14 protein-coding genes are annotated in these 16,100 nt (G+C 61.0%); 9 read left to right on the forward strand and 5 right to left on the reverse strand.

Annotated features, from left to right (window positions below):
* Nucleotides 1-49: 49 nt before the first annotated feature.
* The 7 genes from NEZ08_RS24110 (at nucleotide 50) to cydX (ending at nucleotide 7,846) form a co-directional block, all read left to right on the forward strand.
* Nucleotides 50-1,045, forward strand: a complete 996-nt coding sequence (locus NEZ08_RS24110) for an efflux RND transporter periplasmic adaptor subunit (RefSeq protein WP_298112755.1) — start codon at nucleotides 50-52, stop codon at nucleotides 1,043-1,045.
* The gene (locus NEZ08_RS24115) at nucleotides 1,042-4,275 is read left to right on the forward strand and encodes an efflux RND transporter permease subunit (RefSeq protein ID WP_298112758.1); all 3,234 of its coding nucleotides are present in this window, start codon (nucleotides 1,042-1,044) and stop codon (nucleotides 4,273-4,275) included. Before NEZ08_RS24110 ends, NEZ08_RS24115 begins: the two co-directional genes overlap by 4 nt.
* Nucleotides 4,276-4,289: 14 nt before the next feature.
* On the forward strand, nucleotides 4,290-4,631 hold the full coding sequence (locus NEZ08_RS24120; RefSeq protein WP_298112761.1) for a rhodanese-like domain-containing protein: 342 nt from the start codon (nucleotides 4,290-4,292) through the stop codon (nucleotides 4,629-4,631).
* A 109-nt stretch (nucleotides 4,632-4,740) separates the two neighbouring features.
* Nucleotides 4,741-4,980, forward strand: coding sequence for a hypothetical protein (locus NEZ08_RS24125; RefSeq protein WP_298112764.1), 240 nt, complete (start codon nucleotides 4,741-4,743; stop codon nucleotides 4,978-4,980).
* Between the two features lie 18 nt (nucleotides 4,981-4,998).
* A complete protein-coding gene (locus tag NEZ08_RS24130) occupies nucleotides 4,999-6,561 on the forward strand; it encodes a cytochrome ubiquinol oxidase subunit I (protein WP_298112767.1) in 1,563 nt (520 codons plus the stop codon).
* A gap of 13 nt (nucleotides 6,562-6,574) precedes the next feature.
* On the forward strand, nucleotides 6,575-7,726 hold the full coding sequence (gene cydB, locus NEZ08_RS24135; RefSeq protein WP_298112770.1) for a cytochrome d ubiquinol oxidase subunit II: 1,152 nt from the start codon (nucleotides 6,575-6,577) through the stop codon (nucleotides 7,724-7,726).
* Nucleotides 7,727-7,738: 12 nt separating this feature from the next.
* Nucleotides 7,739-7,846 carry a cytochrome bd-I oxidase subunit CydX gene (cydX, locus tag NEZ08_RS24140; protein ID WP_298112772.1) on the forward strand — a complete coding sequence of 36 codons (108 nt, stop codon included), beginning with the start codon at nucleotides 7,739-7,741 and terminating at the stop codon, nucleotides 7,844-7,846.
* A gap of 49 nt (nucleotides 7,847-7,895) precedes the next feature.
* Here cydX and NEZ08_RS24145 read toward each other — a convergent pair whose 3' ends face one another.
* The gene (locus NEZ08_RS24145) at nucleotides 7,896-8,510 is read right to left on the reverse strand and encodes a PilZ domain-containing protein (RefSeq protein WP_298112775.1); all 615 of its coding nucleotides are present in this window, start codon (nucleotides 8,508-8,510) and stop codon (nucleotides 7,896-7,898) included.
* A 241-nt stretch (nucleotides 8,511-8,751) separates the two neighbouring features.
* Here NEZ08_RS24145 and NEZ08_RS24150 point away from each other — a divergent pair, with 241 nt between their 5' ends.
* Nucleotides 8,752-9,903: a zinc-binding dehydrogenase gene (locus NEZ08_RS24150; RefSeq protein WP_298112778.1), complete on the forward strand. Its 1,152-nt coding sequence runs from the start codon at nucleotides 8,752-8,754 to the stop codon at nucleotides 9,901-9,903.
* A 123-nt stretch (nucleotides 9,904-10,026) separates the two neighbouring features.
* Nucleotides 10,027-11,202 carry an OpgC domain-containing protein gene (locus NEZ08_RS24155; protein ID WP_298112780.1) on the forward strand — a complete coding sequence of 392 codons (1,176 nt, stop codon included), beginning with the start codon at nucleotides 10,027-10,029 and terminating at the stop codon, nucleotides 11,200-11,202.
* A gap of 3 nt (nucleotides 11,203-11,205) precedes the next feature.
* On the opposite strand, the gene NEZ08_RS24160 is transcribed toward NEZ08_RS24155, so the two are convergent.
* From NEZ08_RS24160 to NEZ08_RS24175, 4 genes are all read right to left on the reverse strand, one after another.
* Entirely contained in the window at nucleotides 11,206-11,760 is a 555-nt protein-coding gene (locus tag NEZ08_RS24160) for a PAS domain-containing protein (protein WP_298112843.1), read from the reverse strand.
* A 383-nt stretch (nucleotides 11,761-12,143) separates the two neighbouring features.
* The gene (locus NEZ08_RS24165) at nucleotides 12,144-13,271 is read right to left on the reverse strand and encodes a sugar ABC transporter permease (protein WP_298112783.1); all 1,128 of its coding nucleotides are present in this window, start codon (nucleotides 13,269-13,271) and stop codon (nucleotides 12,144-12,146) included.
* Between the two features lie 6 nt (nucleotides 13,272-13,277).
* Nucleotides 13,278-14,822 carry a sugar ABC transporter ATP-binding protein gene (locus NEZ08_RS24170; RefSeq protein ID WP_298112786.1) on the reverse strand — a complete coding sequence of 515 codons (1,545 nt, stop codon included), beginning with the start codon at nucleotides 14,820-14,822 and terminating at the stop codon, nucleotides 13,278-13,280.
* A gap of 23 nt (nucleotides 14,823-14,845) precedes the next feature.
* On the reverse strand, nucleotides 14,846-15,901 hold the full coding sequence (locus NEZ08_RS24175; RefSeq protein WP_298112789.1) for a substrate-binding domain-containing protein: 1,056 nt from the start codon (nucleotides 15,899-15,901) through the stop codon (nucleotides 14,846-14,848).
* Nucleotides 15,902-16,100: the final 199 nt, after the last annotated feature.

Consider the following 16,100-nt stretch of genomic DNA (forward strand, 5'->3'; position numbering starts at 1 on the left):
TGAAACAAACAATGAAGACGCGCTGCGCCGCGGTAGATGGATAGGTTCCATGATCAACCAGAGTTTCCGGTTATTGGTGGCGATCGCGTCACTGTCTTTTCCTGCAGCCATGGCGGGCGCTCAGACGCTGACAGTGGCGGAACACCCGATCACGGATGAGAAGGCGGTGTTTGCCACAGTTGAAAGCATCAGCGTGGTGCCGGCGCGCAGCCGGATCGGTGGGACGGTCGCGCAGCTGCACGTGATAGAAGGCGACGCGGTGAAGCGCGGCCAGGCCATAGCCGTCGTGGGCGACGAGAAGCTCGTGCTCCAAATGAAGTCGCTGGATGCGCAGATCGAAGCGTTGCAGGCGCAGGCCGATCAGGCCCAGACTGATTTTGATCGCATCGAGGGGCTGGTGGAGCGCGGAACGCTTCCGCGTACCCGGCTCGATGAAGCCCGAACAGCCCTCAATGTTGCCCAGAACAATCTCCGCGCCAAGACCGCCGAGCGCGGCGTCATCCAGCAGCAGCAGACCGAGGGACAGGTACTCGCTCCGCAGGATGGTCGTGTCCTCAAGCGCCTGGTGGCGGTGGGCTCGGTCGTGCTGCCCGGCGATCCGATCGTGACCGTCGCCCAGCAGGATTTCAAATTGCGATTGAGGATACCGGAGGAGCATGCCCGGTTCATGAAGAAAGGCGATCGTATTCGTCTTGACGGCGGCGAATCCGGCGAGCGCGGCGCCAGATGGGGCGTCATCGACCTTGTGTATCCCCAGATTGAAGAAGGGCGGGTGATCGCCGACGCTACAGTCCAGGGGATCGGCGAATATTTCGTGGGCGACCGGCGCAGGGTCTGGATCTCTGGCGGCGAACGGCCAGCCTATGTGATTCCGTCAAGCTACGTGACGACGCGATTTGGCATCGATTACGTGCAGCTCCGCAATTCGGCTGGCACGATGAGCGTGCCTGTGCAGCGCGGACGCGACTATCCCTCAGCCAGTGTCCCCGATGGGCTTGAGATCCTGTCCGGCATCCGTGCCGGCGACGTGTTGGTGAAGCCGTGAATCTGGGTCTCTCCGGGCGTCTCACCAAGGCGACTATCAACTCGCCTTTGACGCCGCTTTTCCTGCTCGCCTCGCTGATCGTCGGACTGATTGCGCTCGCCGTGATACCGCGCGAGGAGGAGCCGCAGATCAGCGTGCCCATGGTTGACATCCTGGTCAACACCGACGGCCTGCGCGCGCCTGACGGGGTCGAGCTCGTCACCAAGCCGCTCGAAGCCATCGTCAAGGGTATCAACGGCGTCGAGCACGTCTACAGCCAGACGGAAGACGACCGGGTGATGGTGACCGCCCGCTTTCTCGTCGGAACGCGATTTGATGATGCCATCCTTCGTGTTCACGAAAAGATTCGGGCCAATCTCGATCGCATCCCGGTCGGCATTCCGGTGCCGCTCATCGTCGGCCGCGGCATCAATGACGTCGCGATCAAGGTATTCACGCTCTCGCCGAAACCTGAAGCGGCGGATCGCTGGACCGACAAGGCTCTCTACGAACTCGCCGAAAAGCTGCGCTACGAGCTGGTGAAAGCGGACAATATCGGGCTGACTTACATTTCCGGCGGCAGTGCCCAGCAAATCAGGGTCGAGCCAAATCCGGAAAAGCTGTCGCTTTATGGGGTGACGCTGCAGCAGCTGGTTGCCAAGGTAAAGGATGCCAACCGCTCCTTCCTTGCCGGAAGCGTGCGCGACGCGGGCATCGTTCGCAACGTCACCGCCGGCCAGACGCTGACGGGAATACCCGATATCGGCCTGTTGTTGATTTCCACCCGGGACGGGCGACCGGTCTACGTCAAGGACGTCGCGTCGGTCGTGGTGTCGCCGAACACCGCAGAGCATCGCGTCTGGAACGATATCCGCGACAGCAATGGGGCCTGGAAGCGCGTGCCGGCGATCAGCATTGCGCTGGCAAAGCGCGCCGGCGCCAATGCGGTCGTGGTCTCGGAAGAACTGTCCAAGCGCCTGGAAGGATTGAAGTCCCGTCTCATTCCTGACGACATTCAGGTGACGACCACCCGCGATTACGGCGAGACCGCAAACGAGAAGGCCAACGAGCTGCTGTTTCATCTCGGGCTTGCCACCGTCTCGATCGTGGTGCTGATTGCCATTGCGATCGGCTGGCGAGAGGCCCTGGTAACGCTGGTCGTGATCCCGACCACGATCCTGTTGACGCTGTTTGCCGCCAATTTGATGGGTTACACCATCAATCGGGTCAGCCTGTTCGCGCTGATTTTCTCGATCGGTATCCTGGTCGATGATGCTATCGTCGTGGTCGAGAACATCGCACGCCATTGGGGCATGCGAGACGGAAGACCGCGGCTCCAGGCGACGATCGAGGCTGTCGCCGAGGTCGGCAACCCGACCATCGTCGCAACGTTGACCGTGGTCGCTGCGCTCCTGCCGATGCTGTTCGTGTCGGGATTGATGGGACCTTACATGGCGCCCATCCCGGCCAACGCCTCCGCTGCGATGCTGTTCTCGTTCTTCGTCGCGATGGTGGTGGCGCCCTGGCTTATGTTGCGGCTGGCTCCCAAAGGGGATGATGTTGCGGCGGCCCATGCCGCACACACCGAAGGCCGCCTGGGTTCGTTGTATCGCCGCTTCGCAACGCCCGTTGTCTCCAGCAAGCGCTCGGCCTGGAAGTTTCTGCTTTTCGTGGGCGTGGCAACGCTGTTGTCGATGACCTTGTTTGTAACCAAATCCGTCACCGTCAAATTGCTGCCGTTCGACAACAAGTCTGAGATCGCCGTCATGGTCGATCTGCCTGAAGGCGCGAGCGTGGAAGATACCGAGCGGGTTTTGTTTGCAAGCGCCGATATCACGCGCCAGATGGCCGAAGTCACATCGGTGCAGGACTATGCCGGTACACCGGCCCCCTTCAATTTCAACGGCCTGGTTCGGCATTATTACCTTCGGGAGCGCCCGGAACTCGGGGAATTGCAGGTCAATCTCGCTGCGAAGGGCGACCGCAAGAGGACAAGTCATGAAATCGCACTGGACCTGCGGCAGCGGCTCAAGGCTGTTGGCGTTCCCAAGGGTACCAGCGTCAAGGTGGTTGAGGTGCCGCCGGGCCCGCCGGTGCTGGCGACACTCCTCGCCGAAGTCTATGGCCCCGATGCCGCAACGCGGCGGGCAGTGACGCACGAGATCAAGAAGATATTCGCGGACGTGCCCTTCATTGTGGATATCGACGATTCGATCGGAGAACCTCGACCACGGCTGCGCCTGTCGATCGATCAGGACAAGCTCGAATTCTTCGGCGTCGAGCAGCGCGACGTGTACGATACGATTCAGATGCTGTTCAGCGGCGTCTCGATCGGCTACTCGCATCGCGGCGAAGATCGCAACCCGATCGAGATATCCATCGGGTTGCCCAAGCATGGCCTCGTCTGGGACGACGCGCTGGCTTCGACTCCCGTGCCTGCCAATACGCTTCCCGGGAGCAAGACGGTTGTCGAATTGGGGCAGGTGGTAAAGGCATCCGTCGAGCAGGGTTCGCCGATGATCTTCCGCCGCGACGGACGTTTTGCCGACATGGTGATGGCGGAACTCGCCGGCCGCTTCGAGGCGCCGCTTTATGGAATGCTCGACGTGGACAGTCGCATCAACACCCACGATTGGGGCGCGCTGCCCAAGCCTGCGATCAGCATGCATGGACAGCCGGCGGATGAAGCCCACCCGACGCTGTTGTGGGACGGTGAATGGGAGATCACCTGGGTGACGTTCCGCGACATGGGTGCGGCGTTTGGTGCAGCGATTCTGGGCATTTACGTGCTGGTGGTCGCCCAGTTCAAAAGCTTCCGCCTGCCGCTCGTCATCCTGACGCCGATTCCTCTCACCCTGATCGGCATTCTGATCGGGCATTGGCTGCTGGGTGCGCCATTCACCGCAACCTCGATGATCGGCTTCATCGCGCTGGCGGGCATCATCGTGCGCAACTCGATCCTGCTGGTCGATTTTATCCGCCATTCTGGCGGCGAGGGCAAATCATTGCGCGACGTAGTGCTTGAAGCCGGCGCCGTGCGGTTCAAACCGATCCTTCTTACCGCGCTCGCGGCGATGATTGGTGCCGCAACCATCCTGCTTGACCCGATCTTCCAGGGGCTGGCGATTTCTCTCCTGTTCGGGCTGGCATCATCCACGCTGCTCACGGTGCTGGTCATTCCGGCGATCTACATCGCACTCCGGACGCCGCGTGAGGTGCCGGGAAAAATTGTCAACAAGACTAACAGGTAACGAGGACCAACAGGATGCTATCAGGTTTACTGAAGAGGTTGGCGGGCTCTACGAGCGTCCCAGCCATCGAACACGATGAGCTGGTGCAGGCTTTGAGCAAAAAGAGCTGCATTCTCGTGGATGTGCGAGAGCCGCACGAATTCAGGAGCGGCCACATATCCGGTGCCATGAATCATCCTTTGTCGACGTTCGATCCGGGGCGTCTCGCGCAAGGAAAGCCGGTCGTTTTGATCTGTCAGGCGGGCGGTCGCTCCGCGAGGGCCTTGCAGCGCGCACTGGCCGCCGGGCGGCAGGATGTCAGGCACTATCCCGGCGGAATGAGCGGATGGCGCGCGAGGGGAGGTCCGGTGTCCTAGTGGTCCTTTGATTCCAACATTCGCAAAATTGCCTGCTGAGAAGGAATGCGAATGTTGGAACCGCGGACTGCTAGATCGGTCTCGCGAAATTTGCGGAAGGGCGTCTTCGATGGCGAAGGCTGAAAACAACGGGCTGAAGTCTGGGCGGCCGCTAGCAGAGTCGCTTGCTGATTTTGTGCGCGCCGGCTTTCGGCCCCGGACGATGCTGGCGCGGGCTGTCGTTACCGTCCTCGTCATCAAGCTCGTCGCCGTTACGGCGATGATGATTTTTCAACATTACGAAGATCGCAGCGCGATCGCCGATCCAGCCGGTGTCGCTTTTCGGCTTGGCCCGTCCTCGGCGCCGTGATGGAAAGGAAGGTCTGACATGGAGCACCTCGATCCGGTAACGCTCTCGCGTCTGCAATTCGCGGCGACCGCGCTTTATCACTTTCTCTTCGTGCCGCTGACGCTGGGACTCTCGTTCCTGCTAGCCATCATGGAGAGCGCCTATGTCATGACCGGGCGCGAGATCTGGCGTGACATGACCCGCTTCTGGGGCAAGCTGTTCGGTATCAACTTCGCCATGGGTGTCGCTACCGGCATTACCATGGAATTCCAGTTCGGTACCAACTGGGCGTATTATTCGCACTACGTCGGCGACATCTTTGGCGCGCCGCTGGCGATCGAAGGCTTGATGGCCTTCTTTCTCGAATCGACGTTTGTCGGACTGTTCTTCTTCGGCTGGGATCGCCTGAGCAAGCTCGGACACCTGACTGTCACCTGGCTGGTGGCGATCGGCTCGAGCCTTTCGGCGCTCTGGATCCTGATCGCCAATGGCTGGATGCAGAACCCGGTCGGCGCGCACTTCAATCCTGACACGATGCGCATGGAGCTCACCTCATTCTTCGAGCTGTTGTTCAACCCGACTGCGCAATCCAAGTTCGTGCACACGGTCAGCGCCGGCTATGTAACCGGCGCGGTGTTCATGCTCGCCATCAGCGCATATTACTTGCTCGCCGGTCGGCATGTCGCGATGGCGCGCCGCTCGATCATCGTTGCCTCGGCCTTCGGGCTTGCCTCGGCGCTGTCTGTCGTCGTGCTCGGTGATGAAAGCGGCTACACCATCACTGAAAATCAGAAGATGAAGCTCGCCGCCATCGAAGCGATGTGGAAGACCGAACCTGCGCCGGCGTCGTTCACGTTGTTTGCGATTCCCGATCCTGCGACCCGGCAGAATCGCTACGAGTTCAAGATTCCCTGGGCGCTGGGCCTGATTGCGACGCGCTCGCTCGACACGCCGCTGCCGGGCATCGATGACCTGGTCAAGCAAGCGCAATCGCGCATCAGGAATGGCCTTCTGGCCTATGACGCGCTCGAGCGACTGAAAGCAAATCGCAGCGACGCCACCGCGCGCGCCGACCTGGCGGCGCACGCCAAGGATCTCGGCTACGCGCTCCTGCTCAAGCGCTACGTGGCGGACCCGCGCAAGGCTGACGACGCGACGATCGCCAAAGCGGGTTCCGACACCATACCCGGTGTGCTGCCGCTGTTCTGGGCCTTCCGCGCGATGGTGGGGCTCGGCTTCTACTTCATCGCCCTGTTCGCGGCGGTTTTCTGGTTTACTTCGAGGCGCGACTTTTCGCAGCGTTGGCTGCTGAGGCTATGCCTCTGGACGCTGCCGCTGCCGTGGGTATCGGCCGAGCTCGGCTGGTTCGTCGCCGAATTTGGCCGCCAGCCGTGGGCGATCGACGGCGTGCTCCCGACATTCCTGGCTTCCTCGTCGGTATCGGCGGCGCAGGTGCTGTTCACGCTTTGTGGCTTCGTCCTGTTCTATTCGTCGCTGCTGGTGATCGATGTGACGTTGATGCGCAAATATGTGCGAATGGGTCCGGTCGAGGCACTCGGCGGCGGGGCACCCCTCAACCCCCGGCTCGCTACCGTATCGTGAAGGAGGACCAGTCATGTCCATTCCATTCGACTACGAGACACTCCGCTTTGTCTGGTGGCTGTTCCTCGGCGTGCTGCTGATCGGCTTCGCGATCATGGACGGCTTCGATCTCGGCGTCGCGGCGCTACTCCCGTTCGTCGCAAGGAACGACATCGAGCGGCGGATCGCCATCAACACCATCGGCCCGGTCTGGGATGGCAACCAGGTCTGGTTCATTCTCGGCGGCGGCGCGATCTTCGCGGCGTTTCCCGCGATCTATGCGGCGTCCTTTTCCGGCTTCTATATCGCCATGTTCCTGGTGCTCGCCGCATTGATCCTGCGGCCGGTCGGCTTCGAGTTCCGAAACAAGATCAAGGATGCGCGCTGGCGCGCATTCTGGGATTACGCGCTGTTCTGTGGCGGCCTCGTGCCGTCTCTGGTGTTCGGCGTCGCGTTCGGCAATGTCCTGCAAGGCGTACCTTTCCGCATCGATGGCGATTTGCGCGTTCTTTACGAGGGCAGCGGGCTGTTCGAATTGCTTAATCCATTCGGCCTGCTGTGCGGTCTGGTCTCGCTGTTCATGCTCACCACGCACGGTGCGGTCTACCTGACCAACAAGGCGGATGGACCGGTGAAGGAGCGCGCAGCCGCCTATATCCGTTTCGGCGGCTTGGTGACCGCCGGGCTGTTCGTCCTTGCCGGGGTCTGGATTGCGTTGGGCGTCAAAGGCTACGCGATTTCCGGGACAGCCGTTGCCGACGGGCCATCGAATCCGCTGCTGAAGACAGTGGTCACGGCGCCCGGGCAATGGCTTGCCAACTACACGACCTACAAGTGGACGCCGATAGCGCCGGCGCTAGGCATTGCCGGTCCGCTTCTGGCGGTCTTGCTCACGAAGGCGGGGCGGGCGGGGCTTGCCTTCATTGCCAGCGCGCTCGGCATCTTTGGCATTATTTCGACAGCGGGCGTCAGCATGTTTCCGTTCCTGATGCCCTCGGACATCATGCCCGGCGCCAGCCTCACAGTGTGGGATTCGACTTCAAGCCAGCTGACGCTTTTCGTCATGCTGCTGGCGACGCTGATCTTCCTGCCGGTCGTGCTCGTCTACACCAGCCTAGCATTCCGCATCATGCGCGGCGTGGTAACGGCCAAGCAGGTCCAAGGCAACTCGGCCAATCTGTATTGAGGAGCGAGATCGATGTGGTATTTCACCTGGATTCTTGGGCTTGGTTTTGCCTGCGGCTGCGGCATTCTCAACGCGGTCTGGCACGAGCATCATCTGCCGGACGAGACGATCGCCAATTAGCGATCATCTCGGTGACTTGAAGGTGATACCAGCTGCTGCGGAATAGCCGTCACCGCGCCGTGACGCTGTCCTCGAGCGTCTCGGCGATCTGCTCGTGGACGAATTCGAGCGCAAAACCGTCATCGAGATTGCGCACCACGCGCGCCGGAACCTTGCCGAGCATCACCTGCGATTTCAATGGCGGCCTGCTTTCGGCAGCAATCGCTGCCCCCGAACGCGACATGTCGATGATGCGGCAGGTCATGCGTGTGCCGTCCTCGAGCGTGAGCAGCGCGATCGGATTGCGCGGCACGATGCGATCGTGGCGGCGATCTTCCGGCAGATTGAGAATGTCACGGTTGGCAAGCCAGGTCAGCTGCGCGGCCAGCTTGTCGCGCTTGCGCGCGGTCGCTCCCACCGTCATCGCAAAGCCGTTGTCGATGATGCGGGTGATCCGCCCCTCAACGCGTCCGATATGATCGAGATAGGCGATCACGCGGTCGCCGACATTGCCGATGCCGGGCGCAAGCAGCGCGAGCCCGCCTGGCGACATGTTGATGATCTGGCATGGAAATTCGCGCCGGTCGGGCAGCATGTAGCGGCCCAGCAGATGCACCCTGACCCGCTGGAAGCGCCGTCGCTCTTCAGCGGACGGAAGAATCGATTTTTTATTTGCCAACGCCATCTTCGCCGCCAGAGCACCAGCTACTGGTGTCGTCCAACCCTACGGCCAGCAAGGTTAATGAGCAGTTAGCGGATTGACCGGGCGACAACCACAGCGCGACAAATGCGCAGATTCCCGCAGCCTGACCAACGGTCAGTTCAAGGGCACGGGCGACGTTGGAATCATGGCCCGATTCACATAGGCTGACATCCCGCCCAAGCAAGCGCCATCAGAGACGCGAGCGGGCCGGGAGGAAATGTCGATGCAAGAGATTCGCGTATGCACATATGACGGTCCGGGCGCCACGCCGGTTATCCGCACGGTGCCATGGCCGAAAATCGGCAAGAAGGCGGCGCTGATCAAGGTGGGCGCCTGCGGTGTCTGCGGCACCGATCTGCACATTCTCAAGGGTCATTGGCCCAAACCGCTGCCATGGCCGTTTACCCTTGGCCATGAGATCGGCGGCGTACTGGCCGAGGTCGGCTCGGAGTTCACTGAAGATTTCATGAGCAAGCCGTTGAAAGCGGGATCGAAAGTCATGATCCCGCCCTTGATGCCCTGCGGCCATTGCTACTACTGTATCCACTACCCGCAGAATGCCAACAAATGCCTGACGCCAGTCTATTACGGCCGCTATCTCGGCTTCGAGAAAGCGCCGCATCTGTGGGGCGGTTGGGCCGAATACGTCTACGTCGATCTCGATATGCTGCCGGGCACAAAGATCTACAAGCTGCCTGATGACATGCCGCTGCGATTGGGCGCGCTATCGGAGCCGCTGACATCCTGCATCAGGGCCTTCAACCGCGCCACGCGCGCCGGCGGATTCAACTGGGGCGACACCGTCGTCATCCAGGGCTCGGGTCCGATCGGCATTCTTGCGGTCGCTGCCGCGCGTGAAATGGGCGCGGGAAGGGTGATTTGCGTCGGCGCGCCCGAACAGCCGCGTCTGGCGCTTGCGCGCAAGTTCGGTGCCGAGGCAACCGTCGATATTGAAGTGGCGAAGACGCCGGCTGAGCGCATCAGCAGCGTGCGCGACATCGTCGGCGGATTTGGCGCCGATCTCGTCATGGATTGCTCCGGCCATCCGAGTGCCGGCCCTGAAGGCATCGAGATGCTTCGAGATGGCGGCACCTATGTCGAGATGGGGCAGTTCACCGACGCCGGCGCCATCGAAACGTCCTGGCACCGCATCTGCACCAAGGACCTCAACGTGCTGGGATCGTGGGGATTCACCGGCAACGACTTGCCGCTCGGCGTCGACATGCTCTACCGCACCCGGGACAAGTATCCCTGGCTCGAGATGCAGACGATCTACCCGTTCTCGGAAGAGGGCATCGGACAGGCCGTTGCTGACGCCATGGCGATGAAGACGGTGAAATCTACCATCGTGCCATGGCCGGAACTGGTAGAGTGAGTCTGGCCGAACCGGAAATCCTTTCGGATTGACCACGACCGGCCGACAGCTAATCAACGAACTTGTTGTTGCAGCAATACTGAAGTTTCTCGCTTTAACTTGCGTAACCGGATGGGGGGCACCATGGCCGAGCAAGGCAAAATATCAGTCGAGCGGGATCTCAGACTGGATCTGTTCCGGGGCGTCGGACTGTGGATGATATTTCTCGATCATATCCCGCACGACGTCGTATCCTGGCTCACGCTTCGCAACTACGGCTTCAGCGACGCCGCCGAGTTCTTCGTTTTCATATCCGGCTATCTGGCCGGCTTCATCTACGGCCCGGTCATCAAGGCCGGGCATTTTCTGGCGGCGCTGAAGCGGCTGTGGAAGCGGGCGATGGAAATGTATGTCGCTCACATCATGCTCTTCCTGGTCTTCACGGCGCAAATCGCCCGTACCGTGCGGAAGTTTGACAATCCGCTGTATGAGGACGAATTCAACGTCCACAATTTCCTGCTGCACCCGGACACGCTGATCGGGCAGGCGCTGACCCTGCGCTACAAGCCGGTCAATCTCGACGTTCTGCCCCTTTACATCGCGTTGATTGCGACTGCGCCCTTCATGCTGTGGGCGATGGTGCGCCGGCCGAACCTGACGCTCCTCGGCTCGATCATTCTTTATGTTTGCGCACGCAATTTCGACTTGAACCTTGCCTCCTATCCGCCGAACACGACCTGGTATTTCAATCCCTTTGCTTGGCAGCTGATGTTCGTCTTCGCGGCCTGGTGCGGCACTGGCGGCGCCAACCGCCTCTGGCCGATCGTCCAATCGCGCCTGGCGCTCGCCCTGGCAACGTTATGGCTTGTGTTCGCATTCTTCATTGTCATGAGCTGGCACTTCGCCGTCCTGGGTTCCTGGATACCGGCATGGCTCAACAAGATCATCTATCCCATCGACAAAACCAATCTCGACATGTTTCGCTTCACGCATTTCCTGGCAATTGCGTTGATCGTGTCGCGCTACGTGCCGCACGGGTGGTCGGTGCTCAGGCAACGATGGCTTCGTCCGGTCGTCTTGTGCGGCCAGCATTCGCTGCCGATTTTCTGTTTCGGGGTGTTCCTGTCCTTTGCCGCGCACTGGGTCCTGATGCAGTACACGAGGGGCGTGTGGGAGCAACTCGTGGTCAGTGCTGCCGGCATCCTCGTCATGATTGGAATTGCGTGGGTGCTGGACCGGGCTGACCGGGTGCCCGATCTGTTCGTCGATTCAGCCGAAATCAACGGCCGCAAGGCTGCGCTCGGGCCGGCAGGCAGCTAGCAGCTAACGCAGGCCTTCATAGACCATCAGCCCGCGCGCCAGCTTCAACTTTCGCAAGGCGCGAGGGACGAGCCGTTCGGTCGGCGGATGGAGATAGCGCCACGACGTCAACTCGAAATTCCGTAGGCGGCTATGCCCACTCTCAAACGGGGCGAGCAGGCCGGTCAGGCTCATCGGTGCGTGCGCGCGCTGATTGAAGGGCAACAGCAGCAATTCAAAGTGCATGGCCCCTTCGTCGGAGGTCGCAGTGATGCCGGCGACGGCCGGCAGCATGTCCTCGGTCACCGCCGTAATGATGTCTGTAATGTCGCGCCGGCTTTCCCGCCCGAACAGGCCAGGAAAGCTCTGATCCTTCAGATCGCGGCCCAGCAGGGCGGAAAGCCGGGTCCCTGCCACGCGAAACGGATAGCGGCCGGCCTCGTCGCAGGCCAGCACGAAGATGTCGCCGAGCAGTTCCCGAAAGGCGTCGGGTTTGAAGTCGCTACGGTCCGGCGCGCGGGAGTCGCCGCGTTTTTCGTCCCAATACGCGAAGAATTGCCGATTTGACGGATGCTTCATGGCCCTGTCCTTGCTCCGTGCCGGCCGCCGATGGGACATTTCTGTCCCGCTTTCGCGCATGCGCGGACCCCGGTTTTGTTGTGCAGAAAGGGATTTGCAGCGTCCATGCCGAAGCCGCTTCGCAGCGGCGGTTTGCAGCGTTAACGTTAAATTAACGATCGGCTTGGCGGGAGAGATCAGCCTGCTAGGCTCTCTTCCATCAGATCGCTTCGCCGGGCTTTTCGAGGTCCGGCAAAGACACAAGGCGTCGAACAGATTGGCGGCTTGCGCGGGGAGGGGTGGGGATAAAACCCCAAATGACCCCGCAAAAGACAAGGCCAACGTCAACAAGGCAGGGCTTTCTCAGGGCCCTGCCTTTTCATTTTGCAGATCGAGGCGCGTGTTCAAGCCTTCCAGTTCTTCTTCTGCAGCACGTCGAACCAGACGGCGAGGCTGATGATCAGTCCCTTGATGATCAGTTGGTAGAACGAGGAAATGCCGAGCAGGCTCATGCCATTGTTGAGCACGCCAATGATCAGCGCGCCAACGATAGTGCCGCCGATCGTGCCGGAGCCTCCGGAGAGGCTGGTGCCGCCGATCACCACCGCAGCAATGGCGTCCAGTTCGAACATGTTGCCGAGATTGGGTGAGGCGCCGTTCAAGCGCGAAGCCAGCAAAATGCCCGACAATGCCGATAGCAGCGACACGGTGACATAGACGATAATTTTCGTCGCGTAGACGTTGATGCCCGAGAGGCGGGCGGCTTCCTCATTGCCGCCGAGTGCATAAAGCCTGCGGCCGAACCGGGTATGCCCAAGGAGGAAGATCGCAATGGCAGCGATCACGACAAAGATCGCGACCGGCACGGGAAGACCCTCACCGGTGCCGAACACATAAGCCGCGAGCAACAGACCGGCCGCGGCGGCCAGGGTGCCGGGAAGGTCTCTTTCGAGCAGCGCGAGGCTCTTTGTCCTGCCTTCGCGCCTGCTCTTGGCAAGTGTGTAAAGGCCAGCCAGCGCGCCGATGGCAAGAAAAACCAGCGTCGGGATCGGCGGAATATAGGAGCTGCCAAGGACGGCAAAGGAGCGATCGGCAACCGGAATGGAGCTGCCGCCAGACAGCGACAGCGCCACGCCGCGCCCGATCGTCAGCATGCCAAGCGTGATGATGAACGGTGGAATGCGGTAATGCGCGATCCAGAAGCCGTTCCAAAGCCCAATGACGCCGCCGACGACCGCTAGCGTAACCGGGACGGCGAGCCAAGCGGCAAGGCCGTATTGCATCAACAGTGTCACCACGACCGCGGCAACGCCGACGACCGACCCGACCGAGAGATCGATACCGGCGATCAGGATCACCATGGTCATCCCGACCGCGATGATGCCGACGACCGTCACTTGGCGCGCCACATTGCTCAGGTTGCGCGCGGTGGCAAAGGTGGGGTCAACGACCGCGAGCGCAATCGTCAGCGCCACCAACGCGATCAGCGTCGCGTTGCTCCTGATGAATCGAAGCGCGGGATTGCCCTGCATTGTGCCCTATTGCTCCGCCCGGCGCGCGCCGGTCGCCCATTGCATCACTGCTTCGCGGCTCGCATTCGCCTTGGTGAATTCCGAGACGATGCGCCCTTCATTCATCACAAGAATCCGGTCGCTCATGCCGAGCAGTTCGTCGAGTTCGGAGGAGATGATGATGATGGCGACGCCTTGGCAAGCGAGCCGATCGAGAAGCCTGTGGATTTCGATCTTGGCCCCGATATCGATGCCGCGGGTCGGCTCGTCCAGGATGAAGATCTTTGGGGCTGCATTGAGCCAACGCGCGAGCAGGACCTTCTGCTGGTTGCCGCCCGAGAGCGTTCCGACAATGGCATCGACGCTAGAAGTCTTTACGTTCAATTGCGCGACGTACTTCTCGGTTAGCGCGCGCTCTTTGTCCGCGTCGATAACCCCGATCTGCGGCGAGCTGACCGTCTGCAGCGAGGATATCGTGGTGTTAAAGGTGATCGGCTGCTTCAGGAACAGGCCGAGCGCCTTGCGGTCTTCGGTGAGAAGCGCAATCCCGCAGGCGATCGCATCGGCGGGCGAATTTATCTCAACTTGCGTGCCCTCGATCAGCACCTCGCCATGTGTCGCAGGTGGGAATGCGCCAAAGATCGCCGAAGCCAGCGTGGTCCGACCCGAACCCATCAGGCCGCAAAGCCCGAGGATTTCGCCGCGATAGGCTGAAAACGAAATGTCCTCGATCTTGCGCATGCCGGGCAGGGAAGGATGATCGACGGCGAGGTGCCTGACTTCCAGAATTTTCTCGCCCCGCTGGCGCGAGCTTGCCGGATACATTTCCTTCAGTTCGCGGCCGACCATCCGGGCAATGATCTGATCGAGCGTGATGTCGGATATCGCCGCCGGCTCGCCGATGGTCCGGCCGTCGCGGAGGACGACGACGCGATCGGCGATCTGCGCGATCTCCTCCATCTTGTGGGAGATATAGCAGAGGCAGACGCCGGACTGCCGCAAGCCTCGGATTACGCGGAAAAGTTCGGTGACCTCCTTGTCCGACAGCGCAGATGTCGGCTCGTCGAGAATGAGGATCCGGGCGCGCCTCGACAGCGCCTTTGCGATTTCGACCATCTGCTGCTTGCCAACGGCGATGTGTTTGACCCGGTCGGCGGGGCCGATGTCGGTCAGCCCCAATTCGGCGAGCAGAACCTCGGCATCCCGGTTCAGTTTTGCCCAATCGATGGCGCCAAACCTGTTGACCGGCTGATTGTCGAGAAAGATGTTTTCGGCGATTGAGAGCTCTGGAAGAAGATTGAGCTCCTGGTGGATGACGGCGATACCGGCGTCCATGGCGTCACGGGGGCCACGAAACTGCCGTCTCTCTCCCTGGATGAAAATATCGCCCTGGTAGGTGGGATAGGGCCAGACGCCGCCGAGCACCTTCATCAGCGTGGACTTTCCCGCGCCATTCTCGCCCATCAGCGCCAGAACCTCGCCTGCGCGTGCCTCGAAATTGACGTCGTCGAGGGCTCGTACGCCCGGAAATTCCTTGACGATATGCTCCATCTTGAGGACGACGTCGGACATGCGCATCGGCACTTGCGGCTTACCTAGTTTCCGTAGACCTGCTTGTGGGTGTAAAACCCTTCTGCAATGATCGTCGAGTCCAGATTGCTCTTGTCGATGAGCACGACCGGCGTCACCAGCGTCGGCACATCGACGGCGCCGTTATTGATCACGCGGTCGGCCTTGATCAGTGTTTTCGGTTCCTTGTCCGGATTGGCCGCGAGTTTCACGGCGATTTCGACCGCGGTTTCTGCCAACGGATCGATCTTCTTCCAGACATCCACGGCCTGCTTGCCTTGCGCGATATACTGGACGTTGACGAGGTCGGCGTCGGAACCGGCGACGAACACCTTATCCGCGCTGGCGAGCCCCTGTGCGTCGAGCGCGGCGATCACGCCGCGCGCCATGCCTGAGTTGTTGCAGATGATAGCATCGATCTTGTTGCCTGACTTGGTCAGGAGATTTTCGGTGGTCGCCATCGCCTTGTCCGGCGACCATCCCTCATGCGATTGATCGGCGATGAGCGTGAGGCCTGGGTTGGCCTTGAGCACTTCGAGCACGCCGCTGGACATGGTATTGGCGTTGGAATCGCCGGGTTGGCCGCGAATGAGCACGACGTTACCCTTGACCGATCCGTATTTCGCCTTGAGCCAGGCCACCATGGCTTCGGCCTGAAGCTTGCCGACGGCCCAGCTGTCCTGCATCACCATGGCATCGAGCGGGCCGTTGACCAGCATGGCGTCATAGCCGACCACCCTTACGCCGCTCTTGTGGGCCAAACTGACCATGCTGCCGGCGGTGCCGGTATTGACCGGCTGGAGCACGATCGCCTGCGCGCCCCGCGACAGCATGTTCTCGAAGGCGGCAAGCTGGGCCTGTTCGTCATTGTTGGCGGAATCGAAAATGACCCCGGCGCCCAGCGCCTTCGCCTTGGCGAGAAAGGCAGCCTTGTCGCGCTGATAGCGCTCCTCCTGCATGGTTTTCAGTAGAAAGCCGATTCTCACCTTCTCGGCGGCGCCGGCCGGTCTGACCCATGCGTTGAGCGTCATCGCCGGCGCCAGCGTGAGGCCGCGCAGGATCAATCTGCGGTGAAAATTCATGGTGTTTCTCCCCGATCCAGCCTGTTTGCAGGCGACCCACGCTCTCTTTGGTCAGGATAACGGCTAGTGCCGCGCATTTGAAGTTCCTGCACCGGCTTCCACTTCGAAGCAAAACCCTCTAATGGGGCGCATCGCTCGAAAAGCTGCCGTCTTGAGGTTGCAAACCCTTGGAATCCAGACCTGAAAAATCGCCGCCGGA

This window comes from Bradyrhizobium sp. (assembly GCF_027451485.1).
Classification (GTDB): domain Bacteria; phylum Pseudomonadota; class Alphaproteobacteria; order Rhizobiales; family Xanthobacteraceae; genus Bradyrhizobium.